Source organism: Aquamicrobium terrae (assembly GCF_052978165.1).
Genome location: NZ_JBRKLZ010000002.1, coordinates 30,744 through 48,847 on the forward strand (window position 1 = coordinate 30,744; position 18,104 = coordinate 48,847).

Sequence of the window (18,104 nt, forward strand, 5' to 3'; positions counted from 1 at the left end):
TGGACGATTCCTATTTTCTAAAATCGCCCGAGAATAGTTTACCCGGCCGCATCGGCAAGGGTGGCTGACATGCCCCAACTGTAGATCGGCCATGAACCGTCGGCTCATCCTCCAAAGTGAAGTAAAAATTCCTCAGGCGCTTCGTTTCCAGCATCCGTAGCATGTCCGAAAATTGCCCGCGTGTGACTTCAAGCGATAGGTGCAGCGGAGGAAGATGCTTGGCCTTGAAAAGGCAGCCTGCATCGGGGAATTCGGTCTTCATTGGAGTTGGCGTCATAATCATGATGACGCCCAGCCACGTGAAGCGCGCCTCCGGCATGGTAATGGCCGCAGGCATTATCATGTACGTGAACTCGACGGATTGCCGCGGCGGGCCGGGCTGAACAACCTGCCCGAAATTTACAGTGCGGCTACCGAGAATTTCACCGCGCCAGTTACCGGGCTTTATATCCGGCAGCATTATTGCGGGCTTCTTCCCCTTCGATTTCGGCATCGAGCTTGTCCTTCAGCTTCGTCGTTCATGACGCGCCCGAATCCTGCTACCCTGAGGCGTGTAAATTGCGGAATGATTGAGGAGAGTATGGGCTTCGGCGCGGCAAACCTTGTTCGTACAGCTCAGCCTTGAAGCCGTCTTTGATCCAGTATGCTTCTTCAGCCTTCCTCATCCTAAACCACCTAAATCCAGCATATCACCGATGAGATGATCTGCGCCGGGCGTTGCCCGATCCAGGCCACATGCTGGACATTCGGCCGGGGACGCATGGCCCTCAGGCATTTGTCCCGGCTACCGGATGGTTGCATTTGTGGCCGCTGACACTGATATGTATTGGTAGATCAGGGACGTTCTTAGATATGCAGAAACATATCTATCAGGGTTGCTATTATGCTGAAATTATGATATGGTAAAACATATCAATTTAATTTCTAGATATGTAAAGACATATCATGCCCTACGCAACCGACGACATTCTCCAGACCCTCCGCACCGCCCGCGAGCAGACGGGCCTGAGTCAGCGCGACCTTAGCGCCCGCATCGGCGTGCCGCAGAGCCATATCTCGAAAATCGAGAGCGGGGGGACCGATCTCCGGCTTTCGAGCCTGGTCGAGCTTGCGCGCGCGCTCAATTACGAGCTGGTGCTCGTGCCGCGCAAGCTGCTGCCCGCCGTCGAGGCTATGGTCGGCGGCACGTCCACGACTCTTTCCGGGGAAGCCCGCCAGCGCGCGACCGTGCTCAACCGCGCCCAGGTCGCCCTCGCAAAGCTGAACCGCGCCTATCCCGAGGCGACCGAATTCAAGCGCCTTGACCAGACGCTGCGCGAGCTTGCGAATTTCCAGCTTGGTAAAGCCGATCTCGATACGCTGCGCGCCGTTACCGACAAGCTCCTGAAACTGCCCACCGGCCCGGCCGCGCTCCCGGCCGCTGAGCGCGCCTCCCGTCAATTAAGGGAGCTTCGCAACAGGATCGCCCATGCGCTGCCGGAAGCGCCGCGCCCCGCCTATGAGCTCGACGAGGAGGAGGACGATGCCTGACGTTTCCATCCTCGATGTGCGCCTCTATGGCGATAAGATCGGCACGCTCACTCTCATTCCGGGCGACCGCACGCTATTTGCCTTCGACAAGGCGTATATCGACAATCCCGAGCGGCCGACGCTGAGCCTGTCCTTCAAGGATCAGTTCGGGCAGCTCCTGACAGAGTTCAAGCCGGTCAATGTCAGGGTGCCGCCCTTCTTCGCCAACCTCCTGCCCGAGGGGCCGCTGCGCGCCTATCTCGCCGAGCAGGCTGGCGTGAACGAGAAGCGCGAGTTCTTTCTCCTATGGGTTCTCGGCCGCGATCTTCCCGGCGCGCTCACCATCGTTCCTGCGGACGGCGAAGCGTGGCCCGACCTCAAGGATAAGGGCGACGAGGAAAATCGCCGCAAGCGCCGGACCAACGCCCTGCGGTTTTCGCTCGGGGGTGTGCAACTGAAATTCTCGGCGGTGAAGAACGCGGGGAAAGGCGGCGGTCTCACGATCCCGGCGGACGGCGTCGGCGGCTCGTGGATCGTCAAGCTGCCCTCGCAGCTCTATGACGGCGTTCCCGAGAACGAATTCTCGATGATGAGCCTTGCGGCCCGGCTCGGCATGGACGTGCCAGAGCTCCAGCTCCTCGACAGTGACGCGATCGGCGGCCTGCCCGAAGGGATCGGCAGGCTCAAAGGCCGGGCGCTTGCCATCCGGCGTTTCGACCGCGCGGAAGGCGGCCCGGTGCATATCGAGGATTTCGCGCAGGTGTTCGGCGTCTGGCCCGATGACAAATACAAGCGGGCGAGCGCGCGCAATATCGCGGCCGTGATCGGCGTCGAGGCGGGTGACGAAGCCGCCGCCGAATTCATCCGCCGCCTCGTCTTCAACACGCTGATCGGCAACGCCGACATGCACCTCAAGAACTGGTCGCTGATCTATCCCGACCGGCGCACGGCGGCGCTTGCGCCCGCTTATGATTTCGTATCGACGATCCCGTATATCCCCGACGAGTTCGCCGCCATCAAATACGCCCGCACGAAGCGGATGCGCGAGCTTTCGCTTGATGAACTGCGCTATCTCGCTGCAAAGGCGCGTCTGTCTGAAAAGCTCGTCGTCGATACCGCAAAGGAAACCGTCTTCCGCTTCCGCGACGAATGGCCAGAAGCGAAGAAGGCGCTGCCGATCGCCAGGCCGGTCGCGGACGCCATCGACGCGCATCTGAAAGACCTCACCCTAATCTCCGACACATAGAGCACGCACAACCCATGATCGACTTTAGGACCGATATCGCTTCAACCTGCGCGCTGCTTTCGCCGCTGCTCTTTGTGCTTAAGTCGTAATCGTCAAGCTATCGGACGAAAGATCAATGAGTGAGGCAAAAAAACGCTCGGAACAACACCTGATCGACCAAGCAGGCCAGCAACTTTTGCGGTCGAAACTGCCCTCACATTGGGTGCTTCGGGAATACGCGCCCTGTCGCGGCATCTTCGAGCCCTGCGTCGAGATCGGTGACAGCGTTCACCCAGGCCAGTGCGCGGGCGCCATCCATCCCATCGACGGCCCGCATCGGCCCCCACAAGCCATAAACTTCACCAGACCCGGCCTCGTCGCCTGCCGCCGCTTCCCCGCCCTCACAAACCCCGGAGACTGCCTGTTCAAATTGCTGTCGGATGTAGAACGGCCGTAGCACATATTATTCTGCGGCCAGTCCAAAAGAATCGCATGGAGCGGACGGTCGAGCTTTGCAATTCCAGCCAGTTGCAGGAGGCAGACTTGCTGGCAATTCCCGGAAGACCCAGCAATCCCGTCCGGAATAACCGTCGATCCATTCGATCCTCCAGCTTGTATGCCCACCGCTTCTCTAGTCAACTCAAACGGACAAGAACGCTTTCTGACGCTCTGGCAGGTCTTCAGTCTCGCGAGGCCCGCTGTGCCAGACTGGCAAATTGTGCATTGATGCGATAAGCAACCTTGAAGTTCGGTTGCCATCCAACGTCATGAGCAGGCGATCTTCCCTTAATGTGAGACAAAGAGAACAGAGAAGGATTATGCGGCGCAAGATCCAATCATTTGTTGTCGAAATCAAACGCAAGCGCGGCAACAATCAGGAAACACGACGCTCCCTGTGGAGCGATGTCGACCTGGCAGCTTTCAGTGGAAGAACAGCCGAAGCTGAAACGCCGCAACATCAAGGTTTACGGCATGTTGACACGGATCGGGTACACAACGATGCTGGTGAAGGAATTCAAACGCAAACGGAGCATCTAATGGAAGACCCTCAGGAAGTTCAAGTAGTCCCGGCCGTCGCCGAAGCGCCTGCCAAGGTGGAGACACCTAAAGAGCAACAGAAAGCCCCTCGCCAGAAGAAGGCCAAGGCTGACAAGGTGAAGACGGCAGCTTCCGAGAAGCCGGCCCGCAAGAGCAGCGCCAAACAGGCTGCGAACGCGGTCGAGGCTCCGGCCGCGGTGAAGGGCAAGCGCAAGACCTATTCCGAAAAGGAACGCTCACAGAAGCTGACTCAGATCGATCGGTCGGTCGGCCGCGGCGAAAGCATCAGGAACGCCGTCAAGCAGGCTGGTATCTCCGAGCAGACCTATTACCATTGGAAGAAGGCCGCTTCCCCGACGCCGGTATCGACTGGCGGAGATCTGCAGGACCTGCTGGCTCTCGAAAAAGAGAATGAGCGCCTGAAGAAACAACTGGCCGACCATCTGCGCAAGGAAAACGCCGATCTCAAGAAGAAGCTGGGACTCACCTAGGTATTGGGTTCATCCAGCCGGATGCACAAGGCAGGAGAGTTCGTTAATTGATACGCTCATCACGCAGCGCTTTCTCGACGCTGTTTTGTTCTTCGCCATCGTCAGAGCGGTTTAGAGTGACCGTGCAGCGGATCAGGACATTCCAGTCCGGTCCGTGTTCGATGATGAGGTGGAGATCCGATATCTCCTCGAAATAATGCTCGACAGATTTCGGGCCTTCATCGGTGCGATACTCGATAACTGCCTTCCAGCGCTTATCGCCATGCAGGGTAACAACGTTGCTCATCAATGCTCCGAGATCGTTCGTTTCAGTTGGCAGCCCAAAACCTGATGCTCTGCAAAAACACAGATAGGGTATTCCTGCCCTCAATAAACTGCCGATCAGTCAAACTACCACACTCGGTGGGTGGAGCGAGGATAATCGGGAAACTGCGACCATCGACGCCAGGACTGCAGCTTTTTGCTTCCCCGGTTAAGACTTCCGAAGAGTTTTCTTCCACTTCGGCAGAGCAGCAGAAGTCGTCCCATTCGCCGCGTTTTCTGCCTCTCTTTCGAGACGGGCAGCTCTCAGGCGCGCCGTCTTGGCGTTTCGCCGCGCGACTTCCGTGTCCATGATCTCGCGGGCGACGCGGGCCGATATGTCCGCCTTGGTTTCCATGCGGGTGAGCTTCGGTACAAAAACAGCATTGACTGCGTCGTGGTCCATTTCGCTACTCCTTTGCACAAACGAAAAAAGGCCGGGTGCACAAATGAAAAAGGCCGGGAAATTCCCGACCTTCTCCGCTTCGCCTCAATGGCCAGTGCCAGTACATCCGTGGTCAAGGACCAGAGGCGATATCCCGTCAGGCAGCCTGAAGGTTGCAAGCCGACATTTTGCCGGACTTCCTGTCGCGCTCCAGTTCGAAGCCAATCTTCTGGCCTTCGACGAGTTCGCGCATTCCCGCACGTTCCACGGCAGAGATATGGACGAACGCATCGGCTCCGCCATTATCAGGCTGGATGAACCCGAAGCCCTTGGTGGAGTTGAACCATTTGACTGTACCGGTGTTCATGGCGATTTCCTTTCAAATCGGCATAGATTGTCGCCGCTTGGCCGAGTGCCAAACGCCGTAGTCTTTCGAAATTGAGAGGAGAAGATCGTCAGAACGCCGAAGCGCGGAAACAAAGTTCGTCAGCAAGATCGATGGACAAATACCTATCGTCTAATTGTGTTCGTTGCAAGGCTTTCCGAAAACAATCTGGCTTCTCGATATTTTTCAACGATCACAGTCTCGCTGGGACGTATTTCATCGGGCGTCCGATTGTAAATATTCTGCAAACGTATAAGCTCTCGCGCTACAAGAAGCACGATCCGTTCATACGCAAGGAACCGGCTCCGGCTATGTCTCGTATAGGCGAGTGATCCGCCGGGCTGGAACCGACCTACATTATCTGTTGTCGCCATGGACGGATGAACGCGAGCTTGAGCCTTCATTCGAAGGCTCCTTATCCCGCCTTCTGGAAGGAGGATCCAATGACCAGCATTCATTTGCCAACTGCCCTGCCCCGCGACGTGAGGGTCGCAATCGAGACTTTGCTGAAAGCCTGCCAAACGGAAGCCCGTCCCTTTGCGAGCCATCAGGCGCTGGAAGCCATTCGCAGCATGTCTCCAGACCTCGGTGTCAGCGACTGCGACTTGCAACTTGCCCTTCTTCGGGAGGCAGGTACCAGAGGTTTTGAAATCGACGCTCCTGTCATTCCCGCTACGCTTGAACCCGACATTGCCGGGGGCAAGCAGTCTCGCCGGAAACCGGAAAGCGGGAAGGAACGCAAGGAAGCCCGTCGGCGCATCGTCAACGATACGGTGGGCACCCGACGCCGTGCCCTCGAAATCAAGGAACGCAACCGGCTGGTCTGAATAACCAGCCGGAGGATCGTGCACCGGTCCGAACAGGAGAGCGCCGGGAACGCAGCGGCTGAACAAGCAAATGCCTGGCCTCCCGAAAGGCTGCGGAGACATCTGGATGGGAAAGGACAATCCGTCCGAGAATGCCGAGATCGGCGTGATCTGTCCCGCATGCGGGCATGAAGAGAAGAAGCGCGTCGCCTGGGTCCGGAAACATGTTCAACTGGAGTGTGTGAACTGCGGTTTCATCATCGATACTGAAAGCCGCAATTCCCGCGGCCCTCATTCCAGACATTAGCTGCCCAGACACCAGCTGCGAGGAGCCATCTTTTGGGACTTGAGTTTCCGAATCGAAGCCGCAGCTTTGATGAGGCCAATCGCGGTGTGCGCTTCATGGCTATACCACCTTGCTGGGAACCGGAAACAACGATGCGACCATTGCGGTGATCATCAACATCACGCTTGAGCGCCAGACGGAAGATCACATCGACAGGTTCGAGGCGGCGGTGCGCAAATATCCTGAGATCCACGAATGCTTCCTGATGACCGGCGGCTCCAACTATCTCCTGCGCGCGGAAGTCGCCAATGCGGGCGAATTTGAACTCATCCACAAGGAGATACTGTCCAAGCTGCCAGGCGTGGCCCGAATTCACTCAAGCTTCTCGACCCGCAATGTGCTAGCCATGCGCTCGAAGCGGGACGCACAATTAACAACGCGATGTCGTTGTTGTCCCGTCACTTTCCCAAAGCTTGCCTGATGTGACAATCGCCCCAGCGTTGCTGATCCTGTCTGGCCACGTCACGGAATATCAGTCTGCGCAAATATTTGCTGTTCGCTTCCTGACGGCTCCTTCAGTGTAGTTGTCGGAGCAGGCCCGTTCAGTGGCCTGCCACATCCTCGGAGCCCGTAGTACAGGAAGGCGTCTACCATGAAGAAAGCCATCGTCAACGGAACTATCCTTGCCTGGGACGGGTCTCGCCATCAGGCGATTGAGGCTGGCACGGTGGTTTTCGAGGACGATCTGATCACCTTTGTCGGTTCGCTGTACGAGGGAGAACCTGTCGATGAAATAATCGATGCAACCGGTCGCCTGGTAATTCCCGGATTTGTAAACAGTCATCTGCACGTTACCGACACGCTTTTCACCAAGGGATACCTGGAAGAGACGCAGGCGCCGGCGGAGACAAAGGTCGCCCCGAACTATCACACGCTCTACACGGTGCTGCCGGCCGTCCGGAAGGCTTCCGATCTCGATGCGCAGCTTGCGGCGGCGCATTGCGTTTTCGCGGACCTGGCCAGAACGGGGTCCACAACGGTCGTGGAGTTGGGGTACGATTTCGAGATCGGTGGCGATGGGGACATCGCGATCACGGAGCGCGTCGCGGAAGCGGCGGGAGCCTCAGGGCTGCGTTGTTACTCGGGGCCACGTTACCGCTCATCCTACTATTGGGGAGACGGTCAAGGCGCGACCTATTACGGTGACTATGGTGCAAAGGGGCAGGCGCGTTTCGAAGCCTGCGCAGATTTCTGCGTGAACTGGAATGGCCGCTACGACGATCGCCTGCGTACGCTGCTCGCGCCAGGCCAAATAGACACTTGCAGCCCTGAAATGTTGCGAGAAACGCGGCGCCTTGCGGATGAGCACGGACTGCCGATCCAGATCCATGGCGGACAGTCGATCCATGAATACGACCGGATCCGCGAGACGATGAACATGACAACCGTCGAATACATGATGGACACAGGGCTGCTCGGACCTGATTTCATCATCGGTCATGGCCAGATCATGAGCGGCGACGGCAATCATGCTTCGATGGCACGGCACGAAATTGAAGCTCTACGCGACAGCCTCACTACAGTCTGCCATCTGCCATGGGTGAAGGCGCGGCGCGGCGGCGTGATAAATTCGATCGAGAAATACAAGGAACTGGGCATCCGGCAATGCCTGGGCACAGATACCTATCCTTTCGACATGTTCAACGACATGCGGATGGCGTCCACGGTCTGCAAGATCGTCGAGAGCAGCGCGACGGCAGGTCGTGCCGAAGACGTCTTCTACATGGCGACCGTTGGCGGAGCCGATGCGCTGGGCCGCGCGGATCTGGGCAGGCTCAAGGCCGGCTGCAAGGCCGATATCGTCATAGTCAGGACAGATACACCCAAGGCTGCTCCGGTCTACGACCCGTTCAAGTTTCTCGTTCACGCGGCCAATGGCGAGGACGTGGACATGGTTCTGGTCGACGGCAAGACGGTAGTCGAGAAGGGCAATGTCAAAACGATCGATGTCGCCGCAGCAGTAAAAGAGGTCAATGCCGCCGGGAAAAGGGTCTGGGCGCGGCTGGGTTTCTGACGGCCCGGGGATGGGCGTGGCAGCATAAGCCGATGCAGACGGGACGAGACTGAAACAGCAATCACGTCGTGCATCGCAAGGGAGTTGATATCAGTTTACGTATATGCCGCACCGCGGCCGTCCAGTTCTACCTGATCCGGGTGCGAGGGGTATCCGGTCATGGAGCCAAAGGGAGCAAGGCAATGTCCGATAACCGATCTTACAGAATATCACGCAGAACAATGCTAGTGGGAACTGCCGCTGCGCTGGCCACGCCAGCCATATGGGGTAGCGCGCGGGCGCAGGCTCGTGAACTGCTCGTCTATTCCTGGTTTACGAATCCGATGCAGGCAATCATGAAGGACTTTGCGGCGGAAACCGGCGCACAGGTCAATTTCATCGGCAGCTACAGCGGCAATCCCGTATGGTGGTCACAAATGATCGCCGGCGAGAAATGGGACGTGTTCCTGCCGAGCATGGACTGGATGACGCGTGCAGCGCTTGCCGAACGGGTGGAGCCTCTCGACCTCAAGCGGATTCCGAATTTCGATAACCTTTCCGACAGCGGCAAGAGCGCTGTCGAAAAGGAACTCACCGTCAACGGCCAGGTCTACGGCCTGCCATTCGCACTCACGATCAACGCCTTGGCTTACAACACAAACGCCGTGGAGAAGGCGAAGGCGGAAGCCAATTGGGATGTGATGTGGGACCCGAGCTTTGCCGGCCGGCTGTCGACCAAGGACGAGGCAATCATCCCGATCCTCACGGCAGCAGCGCGGTTGGATATTCCGACCGAGGACATAGGTGCATGGACGCCTACCCAGTACGACGCTTTGAAAGCCTCGTTGCTGGAGCAGAAGAAGCTCGTGCGCAAGTACTGGAGCAACCACGAGGAAATGGCTGAAATGCTATTGACCGAGCAGGCGGTCGCCGGCGTTTGGGTCGATGGTCGCGCCCGGCAACAGGCTTCGTCCGGCAATCCGATCGGCATTGCCGTTCCGCCGCAGGGCGTGCCGGCGGTCATCGACACGATGGCGATCCTCAAGGACGCGCCGAACAAGGACATGGCCTACGAGTTTATCAACTTCATTCTCCGGCCGGAACAAATGGTCAAAATTCCCGACATCCACGGCGCCGTGGTCATGAGCGACAAGGCCAATGCGCTGATCCCGGGTGAGAAGAAGGCGTCCTTTGTTATCGAGCCGTCCTGGAAGTATCACTGGCGGCGCTTCACCACGCCGGAGGTGTCGCAGCGCCTCGAGCGGCTTTGGACAGAGGTGAAGCTGGCATGAACATGACTGTCCTGGACCCACACCAGAACAAGGAGCGTAAGCGGATGGACGAACAGAAACCGCAGACGATCCTCAGTCTCGAAAGCATCAGGAAGGCCTACGGCACCTTCCAGATACTCAAGTCCCTCCGTCTGGAGGCCTTCGACGGGGAGTTCCTGTCGCTGCTCGGGCCATCTGGGTGTGGCAAGACCACGACGCTGCGCATCATAGCCGGCTTTGAGCGCCCGGATGCCGGCGTTGTTATTCTTGGGGGGCAGGAGATCACAAGCCTGCCCCCCAACAAGCGGGACGTGTCGACGGTCTTCCAGGACTACTCGCTCTTCCCGCATATGACGGTGGCCGAGAACGTTGCCTTCGGCCTGGTCGAGCGCAAGATGGCCAAGACCGAGATTGCTGCCCGCGTGGCCGAGATGCTTGACATGGTTCGGCTTGGCGACTTTGCTGACCGCAAGCCGGGGCAACTCAGCGGCGGGCAGAAGCAGCGCGTGGCGCTGGCACGATCGCTTGCGGTGCGCCCGCGCATCCTGCTGCTCGACGAACCGCTTGGCGCGTTGGATCTGAAGCTGCGCAAGGCGATGCAGCTTGAGCTCAGAAGCTTCCAGCAGCGCCTTGGCATCACGTTCATCTATGTCACACACGACCAGGAAGAAGCGCTGACCATGTCGGATCGCATCGTGGTCATGAAGGGTGGGGAGATACAGCAGATCGGGGGAGCTCGCGCGATCTACGATCGGCCGGCGAACCGTTTCGTTGCCGACTTCATAGGTGAAACAACTCTTCTGGATGGGGTCGTGGCATCGGCAGACGCCGGCAGCGGTCTGGTGCAGGTCGATACGCCGAGCGGGCCGATCCGCGTGGTTGCGGACAACCGGCCTGCAATGGCTGCAGGCCAGCGCTGCTGCGTTTCTGTTCGGCCGGAGAAGGTGCGGATCGGCGAGGGCGGCGCAAACACCTTCGACGCCCGCGTCGAAACCGTGACATTTAGAGGACCGGTCGTTGAATACGCCCTCCAGCTGGAGAAAGGCAAGATGCTTCGCGCCTCCGGTCCTGCCACTGCCTCGGGTGCGGCTTCCGGCGACCGGATCAAGGTCGGCTGGGACATCGCCGATGCCGTGCTACTGGAGGATGTCTGACATGGCGGTTGCGACATCTCTCGGCCCTAAACTGAAACCAGCCCGTGCGCGGGCTGCGGGCGACGGTCGGCTCGTGCTGCTTTCGATTCCGATACTCTTCCTCGCGGCGTTCCTTGTTGTGCCGATGACGGTCATGATCGCGTACAGTTTCTATTCGCAAGACGTTTTGACCGGGCTGCCGATTGCCGACTTCACCTTCGATAACTACCGGCTGATCTTTACCGATCCGCTCTACTACAACAGCATCTTCAACAGCCTGGAGGTCATGGTGACCGTCTCGGTCATCTGCCTGCTCGTCGGCTACCCTGTCGCCTACTTCATTGCCGTGCAGGCACCCCCGCGATGGCAGGCCCTGCTTCTGCTGCTTGTTATCCTGCCGCAATGGACCAGTCTGCTAATCCGTTCCTTCTCATGGATAGCGGTGCTGCGACCGAATGGGCTGATCGATTGGGCGCTGACTGGGATCGGCATCACCAGTCAGCCCCTTGATTTGCTTTATTCGCGAACCGCCGTGATCATCGGCTTGGTTCATATATATATGCCTTTCATGATCCTCGGCGTTCACGCATCGCTGAAGGCCCTAGACCTGTCGCTTATATCGGCTGCGCGGGATCTCGGCGCCACGCCGTTCTCCGCATTCCGTCGCGTCGTGCTTCCGCTGACCATGCCTGGCATTTCGACCGGCCTGATCCTGGTTGCGCTTCCGGTGCTGGGCGCATTTCTCACGCCCCGCATTCTGGGTGGGTCGAGCGAGGTGCTGATCGGCAACCTGATCGAAATCCAGTTCAAGCAACTGGCGAACTGGCCGCTTGGAGCTGCGCTTGGCGCGCTTGTCAGCGTGGCGCTTCTGATTGGCGTTGCGGGCTTGTCCTTTGTCGGGAGGTCACGGGTATGACGCCGCCTAAATCGACAAATTATCGGCTACAGGGCGCGTTCTTTTTCGCGGTGCTGATCTTCTTCTACTTGCCTCTCGCGACGCTTGTGCTCGTTTCGTTCAGTTCGGGTCGGGTGACCGAGTTTCCGCCACCGGGCTATACGCTTCAGTGGTATACGGGGATGTTGGCTAATCCCCGCGCGCTTTCCTCCGTCCTGACCAGTCTGGGCGTGGGCGTCACCGCTGCGCTTGTGTCGACCAGCTTGGCAACGGCCTTTGCCTTTGGCCTACATCAGCGCCGTGCGGCATGGGTCACGGTGCTGAGGTCTTTCGGCAACCTTCCACTCGTCATGGCGCCGATGATCATCGGTGTATCGCTGCTGATCTTCTTCAATCTTATCGGTATGAGGCTGGGCTATCTAAGCGTCACCATCGCCCACGTGGTGCGCGGCTTTCCTTTCGCTGCGATAATCATGGCAACCGCCTTTCTCTCGGTTCGCCCGAGCCTGCTGGAGGCGGCACTCGACCTGGGCGCATCGCGCATCTCGGCTTTCCGCCGTGTCGTGGTGCCTGCCATCATGCCGGGACTTGTCGCCAGCCTGCTGGTTACGTTCTCGGTGTCGTTTGACGAGATCAACTCGACCATCTTCGTGATCGGCGGTGGGGTGAGCACGGTGCAGACATTCATTCTGGAACAGATTGAATTCGTGGTGACGCCGGAAATGAACGCTTTGACGACCGTGATCATCGTTGCAACATTGCTTGTCGCGCTGGCCACGGACAGGCTGCGGAGCAGGGAAGACAAGCCGTGAACGCTGGCCGTTCTTCCTGAAGCCATTGGCGAATCCTGGAGGCGGACAGCATGCTGTCCGCTCATTCTGCATCGTCTGTGGCTCCGCGTCGGGCGGAGCCCTCGCCCCGCGGTCGCAATCTCATCGACCCATTCGCCACCCTTATTAGTCTGCCTCGATGGAACTTTCGCTTCTAATCAGCCTTGGTGTCTTCACAATCGCCTTCCTCATCGGGGCCACGGCGATCGGGGGGTTGCTACTCGTGCCGACCCTGGTTGTGGTCGGCAACTATACGGTCCACCAGGTGATTCCTGTCTCACTGATGGCCACGTTCTTCTCGGGCGTCATCGGAAGCCTCGTCTTCGGAAGGAAGGGCCATGTCAGTTTGCGCGACGTGGCTATAATCGCGCTTCCAGCCGGGCTGACAGCACTTGTGGGAACCTATCTTCTGCCGTTCATACCGTCGAAGGCGGTGGAATTCCTGATCGCCATCTTCTGCATCGGGGCATTCCTCCTCTCCTTCCAGGCGGTCGAGATACAACGTCCGGCGGAGATCGATCCGCGCCTGTCGCGCCGGACGCTTGCATTGATCGGGGCGGCGACTGGACTTGGCTCTGCCCTTTCGGGGACTGGTGGGCCGCTCATCCTCATTCCCATACTGTCCTATATTGGGTTCGGATCGAAACGATCGGTGGGAATGGCGCAGGCTATCCAACTGCCGATCGGCGGCTTCGCCGCTTTCGGCAACATGACGATCGGTGCTATCGACTACCGTCTTGCGGTGCCGATCACCGTGCTGGTGATCGTCGGCTCGCTCTGCGGCGCACTTTACGCGCAACGCCTGAACGTTTCGGCGCTGCGTCCGTTGATATCCTTCACAATGCTCGGCTGCGGAATTTTCTACCTGGTTCGTCTGGCGTAGTATCGTGACGACTTCGACGTTAACTCCGGTGGTTTCATGTTCGGGATTGTGGGAGTGAGAGGCCATGGCAAGTGATGATCTCCAGAGCACGCCCGAGTTCCTTGTCGACCCGAATGCCGAGGTCGCAGGCAATCCTGACATTACAAACAGGCTCGACGGCAACGAGAAGAGCGCACTGTTCAAGACTGCTGCAATCCGCAGCTTCCGGAAGGGCGAATTCCTGTTCCACCAGGGCGAGCCGCACAGGGGGATACACATCATCAAGTCTGGTAAGATCCGGTCCCTCTACACATCCCCTGGCGGCAAAGAGTTCACGCTAGCCTACTGGACGCCAGGACATTTCATCGGCGCGCCGCAGGTTCTTGGCGGCGGCGACAACATGTGGACGTCGGTGGCCGAACAGAACTCGATGACACTTTTCTTGACGCCGGACGTGCTCCAGAATCTAATCGCACGGATGCCTAACCTCGCGCTCGGGCTGATCGACGGGCTCTGCTACAAGGCCGTGCTCTACGCCAAGATCGCCCAGGTCGTCGGCACGACGCCGGTCGCGGGCCGCCTTGCGCTCCTGCTGCTGAGCCTTGCCGATCATGCCAACGCGCCGGGGGCTAAGGTTATCGAGATACGCAGCAACCATTCGCAGGAGCGGCTTGCAATGATGGTTGGCTCCACCCGCCAGGCCGTGGCGCAACTGTTGGCGCGGTTTGAGAAGGCAGGCGTGATCTGCCGTCAGGGGCGGTCAATGTGGATAACCGACGTACAGGCGCTGGAACGGATCGTCGATTAAGGCAGCCTGCTGTCCCTGGAAAGGTACGGTGCGCCAACCTTCAGAAGCTTGCAAAAATTTGCTTCTTGCCACCTATCCGATGGTTGCGCCGAACTACGCCGCTGCCCGCTCAGCACTAGACAGGACCATGGGCCTTGGCCGTAAGCCTAGGGAAGTGGAAAAGTCCGCACCTACAAAGCGCGGCCGGGGAGATCGTGACCGCGACCCTCGCCCATTTCAAGGTCCACCCCAAGGCCATTGCTATTTTTGCGCCAACCATCGAAACAACGGCCGAGATGAACCGCCCCCATTTTTATCATCGCTAAGGAGGGTCATCGGGGACACTGGGGCCAAAGTCCATCTGAAGGTGGCCGAGTGATCTCGTCTGAAGGTTGCATTGGCGCAGCTTGTTGAGGTGGCTTTATCGCAAAGCAGATCGTCAACATCGGCCACGAAATGAGGTTCTCTTGGGGTGCGATCAGCCATGATCGGGTAGTATGATCACGCCTTGGCAATCCCGACGTGAATGCTACCCTAACTTGTAGAAAGCTCGCTGAGCGGGTCTTTGGCTCGCGACGCGCAAGAAGATGCCAGCAACCAGGTGCAATTGCAAAGAGAGGCAGGACGATATGCATCAGACAGGCGGAATGTGGGGAAAAGCCACCGGAACAACGACACGCCTGCTCCCCGGGGATCGTACTCCCGAACTGAAACTCGATCGTGTGTTCAACCACGAGCCCATCTTCAGCGTGAGGTTCGACCGCCTGAGCGTGGTCATCCTGTGGAACGCAGGCTGTGCCGGCTGCCTGCCTCTTCTCAGCGAGACCGCAGAGTTCACGAACGCAATCGATGTCCCGTGCTATGGCGTGGCGGTGTACACCCGTGATGTGGATCGTACAGAAAAAGCAGCGCACGAACTGGCCACGTCGGCTATTCTGGCTCTGGAAGAGCAGCCAACTCAACCTTCGGTACTATCCCGCGGGTCGGTGACACGAAACTGGCTGGAGGCGAGCGGCCAGCAAGGCGTTCCGGCCGGCTTTATCGTTGATGAGAACAGCACTGTCGCCTGGATAGGCGATCCATCCGCCATCAAGGAGGTTCTTTCCGACATCCGTGCAGGCCGCTGGGACGTTCAGACTGCACGCAAGCAATGGGCCGAGACGAACACCCCAGAATATAACCGGATTTTAAAGACCGTCCGCGAACTGACCGAAGCCATGGTGATCCGCGACCTTGCGAGTGCACAAGCCATCATCGACAATGCCGAACATGAAACGCCCTCAGTCGTCAACGACAGGCAATTCATTCTGCTCAAGCTCGATGTTCTGAGCAGTCTTTCGGATCGGGAGGCAGACGCATTGGCCTTTTATTCCGCTGTCGCAGATAAGTTTGGCGACGATGAGGGCATGCAGATCAGCCTTGCCGGCAAGATCGTTCGCGGTGCTTCTGCCAGTAAGCGGGCCTTGCAGATGGTCATCGAACGCCTCGGCGGAGCCGATGGCCCTGCCCCTGATGATCCGCACGCGCGAATATTCCACCTGTATCGTTGGCTCATCCTAGCAGAAGCGCAAATGCTAGCTGAGCGTGCTGCCGAGGCAACTGCCCTTCTGGACAGAATTGCTAGCTTTTCTCAGGCCGAGGACCTGCCGGAGCATATCAAGGCAGACCTGCCCAGGCAGGTTGAGCGGATAGGGAACCTTCAGGTGGAGAACTGATGGCCGAAACACAAGGTCCCTTCTCTTGACACAGGCCCTGGATTTCCGCGAGCTCCTTGAGTTCGATAATGCTGGTGGATAGGTGGCTTTGGCTGCCTTCCAGCCGATCACATCGCGTGTGCGGTTGGGTGGAACAGGATTTCGTTGTTGTCCACCTCGTCGGGCTGGCTCATGGCAAACAGCGCGGTACGGGCGAAGCTCAGACCGGGCCCTTGCTATTCTGCATTCGTGTTCGATCTTCAGAACAGATGCTGGAGGAGATCGGAACAGGCGTGGCGGCTTTTCAGGTCAGGATCGCATATATCACGCCGCACCGGCGTTCCCTTCACTATTTCCATCAGCTCATCCTTGCCGGTACCAGACAGGCAGCACTCATCGAGGCGCGCAATCATCTGATCAGGTGCTCACCCGATGCACACACCGGGCACAAGGTTGCAAACCTGCGCCCCGACAGCCTGGATGCGGAGATCGCGATTAGGGCGGGATGGTCGCTACGCGATGGCTGGTGGTAGCGGCCCATCCGCGCCGGGGATGACCTGGTGGCGATTGCGGCGCAAGGCTATGCCAAGGACAAACGCATCAATGTGCGCACAACGGCGGATTGCGTTGCCATCGACAAAAGTGCAGACCTGTCGATGCCTGGCTGATTATAAGACTTTTGCTTTCACTTATCTCTATGTATAGAGACCGGACCTCGTAGGTCGGGTCAATTCCATGGAGCCTTCATGTCCCAGAACAATCAAAACCAACCGGACAATCTCATCGAACTCACCGCCGACGTCGTGTCGGCCTATGTCTCGAACAATCCGGTTCCAGTCGCGGACCTCCCTACCCTGATCGATCAGGTCCATACGGCGCTAAAGAGCCGGATCAATGGAGCGGTTGAAGAAGCACCTGAACCACCCAAGCCTGCCGTGCCGGTCAAAAAGTCGGTCACACCGGACTACATCGTCTGCCTCGAGGACGGAAAGCAGTTCAAGTCGCTGAAACGTCATCTGAGCACGCATTACGGGCTGACGCCGGAGGAGTACCGGGCAAAATGGGGTCTGCCCGCTGACTATCCGATGGTTGCACCGAACTATGCGGCTGCCCGCTCGGCACTGGCCAAGACAATGGGCCTTGGCCGCAAGCCTAAAGAAGCGGAGAAGCCGGCACCCGCAAAGCGCAACCGCAAGGCGGCAACGGCCTGAAGCACGCGAGCCGGAAACGATAGCGGAGAAAGAAACTCGCCGCGACAAAGGTTCGGTAACACTACCGAGCGCAGGCAGATTTCCTTCGCTCCGACATGAGCTCCAGTACCGCAACCAGGCGAGGCTCTAAGAGTTGCTTAATTATCACATCCTCGGCCGCGCGCTGTATTTGACGACGAGCTCGCACGCCTCAAGGACCTCGCGCACGAATTGCGGCATCGGCTGCTGCTTGCAGGTCAGCCTTTTGTCGCTTGGTGACTTGATCATTTCAGCACCGCCGTCGCTTCGATCTCGAGGCCGAGCACACGGATGGCGCTGACCGTGGGCGGATTCCTGATCCCGCCGGCCCGCTTCATCCATTCCTCGAAGCCCGGCGTGAAGTCACCCTCGCCCTTGATGTAGAGGCCAACGCGTACCAGGTCGTCGAGCGTGGGGTCGTCGTCTTTCCCGAGGAACCGCCTGATCTCGACACAGGGGTTGCGGAACTGGATGTTACATCTGGGATCGTGCGGTCGGCATAGAGGTAGGGAGGAGGTTGGAAGATGGAACAGCGCAAACTTGTCTCTTCGGGATCGCCGCTTGAACCGGAGATCGGCTTCAGCCGTGCCGTAAGAGTTGGGCCTCACATTGCAGTGGCAGGAACTGCACCAATCGGACCGGATGGCAAGGCCGAACACAAGGGAAATGTCTACGCCCAAACGAAATTATGTCTGGAGATTGCAGCTAAGGCCATCACGGAGGCCGGCGGACATTTGGACCAAGTAATCCGAACCCGCCTCATGCTGACAGAAATCGATCAGTGGCGCGAAGCGGCCCGTGCGCACGGCGAAGTCTTCAGTGAGATCCGACCCGTCTGCACGTTCGTGCAAGTCTCCCGGTTCATCGATCCTGATTGGCTGGTCGAAATCGAAATGGACTGCGTCAACTCCGGAGGCTGAGATCT

At 58.5% G+C, this 18,104-nt stretch carries 20 protein-coding genes and 2 pseudogenes; 18 read left to right on the plus strand and 4 right to left on the minus strand.

The features are described 5' to 3' along the window. Positions 1 to 10: 10 nt before the first annotated feature. Positions 11 to 493, minus strand: coding sequence for a hypothetical protein (locus ACVCNR_RS17375; protein ID WP_447075753.1), 483 nt, complete (start codon positions 491 to 493; stop codon positions 11 to 13). A 452-nt stretch (positions 494 to 945) separates the two neighbouring features. On the opposite strand from ACVCNR_RS17375, the gene relB reads away from it, so the two are divergent. The 4 genes from relB to ACVCNR_RS17395 all read left to right on the plus strand — a co-directional run bounded on the left by relB (position 946) and on the right by ACVCNR_RS17395 (position 4,263). Further along, on the plus strand, positions 946 to 1,530 hold the full coding sequence (relB, locus tag ACVCNR_RS17380) for a type II toxin-antitoxin system RelB family anti-toxin (protein WP_354199607.1): 585 nt from the start codon (positions 946 to 948) through the stop codon (positions 1,528 to 1,530). Beyond that, on the plus strand, positions 1,523 to 2,755 hold the full coding sequence (locus ACVCNR_RS17385; RefSeq protein ID WP_447075754.1) for a type II toxin-antitoxin system HipA family toxin: 1,233 nt from the start codon (positions 1,523 to 1,525) through the stop codon (positions 2,753 to 2,755). Before relB ends, ACVCNR_RS17385 begins: the two co-directional genes overlap by 8 nt. 115 nt (positions 2,756 to 2,870) lie before the next feature. After that, positions 2,871 to 3,191: a hypothetical protein gene (locus ACVCNR_RS17390; protein WP_447075755.1), complete on the plus strand. Its 321-nt coding sequence runs from the start codon at positions 2,871 to 2,873 to the stop codon at positions 3,189 to 3,191. Between the two features lie 361 nt (positions 3,192 to 3,552). Beyond that, entirely contained in the window at positions 3,553 to 4,263 is a 711-nt protein-coding gene (locus ACVCNR_RS17395; protein ID WP_447075756.1) for a transposase, read from the plus strand. 43 nt (positions 4,264 to 4,306) lie between these two features. On the opposite strand, the gene ACVCNR_RS17400 is transcribed toward ACVCNR_RS17395, so the two are convergent. The 3 genes from ACVCNR_RS17400 to ACVCNR_RS17410 all read right to left on the minus strand — a co-directional run bounded on the left by ACVCNR_RS17400 (position 4,307) and on the right by ACVCNR_RS17410 (position 5,315). Beyond that, positions 4,307 to 4,549, minus strand: coding sequence for a hypothetical protein (locus tag ACVCNR_RS17400; RefSeq protein ID WP_354199274.1), 243 nt, complete (start codon positions 4,547 to 4,549; stop codon positions 4,307 to 4,309). A 186-nt stretch (positions 4,550 to 4,735) separates the two neighbouring features. Then, the gene (locus ACVCNR_RS17405) at positions 4,736 to 4,969 is read right to left on the minus strand and encodes a hypothetical protein (protein WP_447075757.1); all 234 of its coding nucleotides are present in this window, start codon (positions 4,967 to 4,969) and stop codon (positions 4,736 to 4,738) included. Between the two features lie 136 nt (positions 4,970 to 5,105). After that, complete coding sequence (locus ACVCNR_RS17410; RefSeq protein ID WP_354199276.1) at positions 5,106 to 5,315, minus strand: cold-shock protein; 210 nt, start codon at positions 5,313 to 5,315, stop codon at positions 5,106 to 5,108. Between the two features lie 461 nt (positions 5,316 to 5,776). On the opposite strand from ACVCNR_RS17410, the gene ACVCNR_RS17415 reads away from it, so the two are divergent. From ACVCNR_RS17415 to ACVCNR_RS17480, 14 genes and pseudogenes are all read left to right on the plus strand, one after another. Then, entirely contained in the window at positions 5,777 to 6,160 is a 384-nt protein-coding gene (locus tag ACVCNR_RS17415; protein WP_447075758.1) for a hypothetical protein, read from the plus strand. Between the two features lie 377 nt (positions 6,161 to 6,537). Beyond that, positions 6,538 to 6,906: pseudogene (locus ACVCNR_RS17420) on the plus strand (Lrp/AsnC ligand binding domain-containing protein); the annotation flags it as partial. 171 nt (positions 6,907 to 7,077) lie between these two features. After that, positions 7,078 to 8,499 (plus strand): amidohydrolase family protein, encoded by a 1,422-nt coding sequence (locus ACVCNR_RS17425; RefSeq protein ID WP_447075759.1) that lies wholly within the window; start codon positions 7,078 to 7,080, stop codon positions 8,497 to 8,499. 227 nt (positions 8,500 to 8,726) lie between these two features. Next, a complete protein-coding gene (locus ACVCNR_RS17430; protein WP_447075760.1) occupies positions 8,727 to 9,770 on the plus strand; it encodes an ABC transporter substrate-binding protein in 1,044 nt (347 codons plus the stop codon). Then, positions 9,767 to 10,903, plus strand: coding sequence for an ABC transporter ATP-binding protein (locus ACVCNR_RS17435; RefSeq protein ID WP_447075761.1), 1,137 nt, complete (start codon positions 9,767 to 9,769; stop codon positions 10,901 to 10,903). Before ACVCNR_RS17430 ends, ACVCNR_RS17435 begins: the two co-directional genes overlap by 4 nt. Before the next feature lies 1 nt (position 10,904). After that, a complete protein-coding gene (locus tag ACVCNR_RS17440) occupies positions 10,905 to 11,798 on the plus strand; it encodes an ABC transporter permease (RefSeq protein ID WP_447075762.1) in 894 nt (297 codons plus the stop codon). Continuing rightward, positions 11,795 to 12,589 (plus strand): ABC transporter permease, encoded by a 795-nt coding sequence (locus tag ACVCNR_RS17445; protein ID WP_447075763.1) that lies wholly within the window; start codon positions 11,795 to 11,797, stop codon positions 12,587 to 12,589. The genes ACVCNR_RS17440 and ACVCNR_RS17445 overlap by 4 nt, the downstream gene beginning before the upstream one ends. Before the next feature lie 157 nt (positions 12,590 to 12,746). Next, positions 12,747 to 13,490 carry a sulfite exporter TauE/SafE family protein gene (locus ACVCNR_RS17450; protein WP_447075764.1) on the plus strand — a complete coding sequence of 248 codons (744 nt, stop codon included), beginning with the start codon at positions 12,747 to 12,749 and terminating at the stop codon, positions 13,488 to 13,490. Between the two features lie 64 nt (positions 13,491 to 13,554). After that, complete coding sequence (locus tag ACVCNR_RS17455) at positions 13,555 to 14,277, plus strand: Crp/Fnr family transcriptional regulator (protein WP_447075765.1); 723 nt, start codon at positions 13,555 to 13,557, stop codon at positions 14,275 to 14,277. A 61-nt stretch (positions 14,278 to 14,338) separates the two neighbouring features. Then, positions 14,339 to 14,464 (plus strand): annotated as a pseudogene (locus ACVCNR_RS17460) (MucR family transcriptional regulator); the annotation flags it as partial. A gap of 421 nt (positions 14,465 to 14,885) precedes the next feature. Further along, a complete protein-coding gene (locus ACVCNR_RS17465; RefSeq protein WP_447075766.1) occupies positions 14,886 to 15,971 on the plus strand; it encodes a hypothetical protein in 1,086 nt (361 codons plus the stop codon). Between the two features lie 68 nt (positions 15,972 to 16,039). Continuing rightward, positions 16,040 to 16,483, plus strand: a complete 444-nt coding sequence (locus ACVCNR_RS17470) for a hypothetical protein (RefSeq protein WP_447075767.1) — start codon at positions 16,040 to 16,042, stop codon at positions 16,481 to 16,483. A gap of 213 nt (positions 16,484 to 16,696) precedes the next feature. Then, positions 16,697 to 17,161, plus strand: a complete 465-nt coding sequence (locus tag ACVCNR_RS17475) for a Ros/MucR family transcriptional regulator (RefSeq protein ID WP_447075768.1) — start codon at positions 16,697 to 16,699, stop codon at positions 17,159 to 17,161. A gap of 542 nt (positions 17,162 to 17,703) precedes the next feature. Beyond that, complete coding sequence (locus ACVCNR_RS17480; protein WP_354199305.1) at positions 17,704 to 18,099, plus strand: RidA family protein; 396 nt, start codon at positions 17,704 to 17,706, stop codon at positions 18,097 to 18,099. The last annotated feature ends 5 nt before the right edge of the window (positions 18,100 to 18,104 follow it).

What these genes read in the sequence shown, in the direction of transcription:
- ACVCNR_RS17375 (WP_447075753.1), bottom strand. Translation starts at nt 493, where the DNA reads ATGCCGAAATCGAAGGGGAAGAAGCCCGCAATAATGCTGCCGGATATA.
- ACVCNR_RS17445 (WP_447075763.1), top strand. Translation starts at nt 11,795, where the DNA reads ATGACGCCGCCTAAATCGACAAATTATCGGCTACAGGGCGCGTTCTTT.
- ACVCNR_RS17470 (WP_447075767.1), top strand. Translation starts at nt 16,040, where the DNA reads ATGCTGGTGGATAGGTGGCTTTGGCTGCCTTCCAGCCGATCACATCGC.
- ACVCNR_RS17390 (WP_447075755.1), top strand. Translation starts at nt 2,871, where the DNA reads ATGAGTGAGGCAAAAAAACGCTCGGAACAACACCTGATCGACCAAGCA.
- ACVCNR_RS17465 (WP_447075766.1), top strand. Translation starts at nt 14,886, where the DNA reads ATGCATCAGACAGGCGGAATGTGGGGAAAAGCCACCGGAACAACGACA.
- ACVCNR_RS17475 (WP_447075768.1), top strand. Translation starts at nt 16,697, where the DNA reads ATGTCCCAGAACAATCAAAACCAACCGGACAATCTCATCGAACTCACC.
- ACVCNR_RS17385 (WP_447075754.1), top strand. Translation starts at nt 1,523, where the DNA reads ATGCCTGACGTTTCCATCCTCGATGTGCGCCTCTATGGCGATAAGATC.
- ACVCNR_RS17450 (WP_447075764.1), top strand. Translation starts at nt 12,747, where the DNA reads ATGGAACTTTCGCTTCTAATCAGCCTTGGTGTCTTCACAATCGCCTTC.
- ACVCNR_RS17410 (WP_354199276.1), bottom strand. Translation starts at nt 5,315, where the DNA reads ATGAACACCGGTACAGTCAAATGGTTCAACTCCACCAAGGGCTTCGGG.
- relB (WP_354199607.1), top strand. Translation starts at nt 946, where the DNA reads ATGCCCTACGCAACCGACGACATTCTCCAGACCCTCCGCACCGCCCGC.
- ACVCNR_RS17425 (WP_447075759.1), top strand. Translation starts at nt 7,078, where the DNA reads ATGAAGAAAGCCATCGTCAACGGAACTATCCTTGCCTGGGACGGGTCT.
- ACVCNR_RS17415 (WP_447075758.1), top strand. Translation starts at nt 5,777, where the DNA reads ATGACCAGCATTCATTTGCCAACTGCCCTGCCCCGCGACGTGAGGGTC.
- ACVCNR_RS17440 (WP_447075762.1), top strand. Translation starts at nt 10,905, where the DNA reads ATGGCGGTTGCGACATCTCTCGGCCCTAAACTGAAACCAGCCCGTGCG.
- ACVCNR_RS17480 (WP_354199305.1), top strand. Translation starts at nt 17,704, where the DNA reads ATGGAACAGCGCAAACTTGTCTCTTCGGGATCGCCGCTTGAACCGGAG.
- ACVCNR_RS17455 (WP_447075765.1), top strand. Translation starts at nt 13,555, where the DNA reads ATGGCAAGTGATGATCTCCAGAGCACGCCCGAGTTCCTTGTCGACCCG.
- ACVCNR_RS17405 (WP_447075757.1), bottom strand. Translation starts at nt 4,969, where the DNA reads ATGGACCACGACGCAGTCAATGCTGTTTTTGTACCGAAGCTCACCCGC.
- ACVCNR_RS17395 (WP_447075756.1), top strand. Translation starts at nt 3,553, where the DNA reads ATGCGGCGCAAGATCCAATCATTTGTTGTCGAAATCAAACGCAAGCGC.
- ACVCNR_RS17435 (WP_447075761.1), top strand. Translation starts at nt 9,767, where the DNA reads ATGAACATGACTGTCCTGGACCCACACCAGAACAAGGAGCGTAAGCGG.
- ACVCNR_RS17400 (WP_354199274.1), bottom strand. Translation starts at nt 4,549, where the DNA reads ATGAGCAACGTTGTTACCCTGCATGGCGATAAGCGCTGGAAGGCAGTT.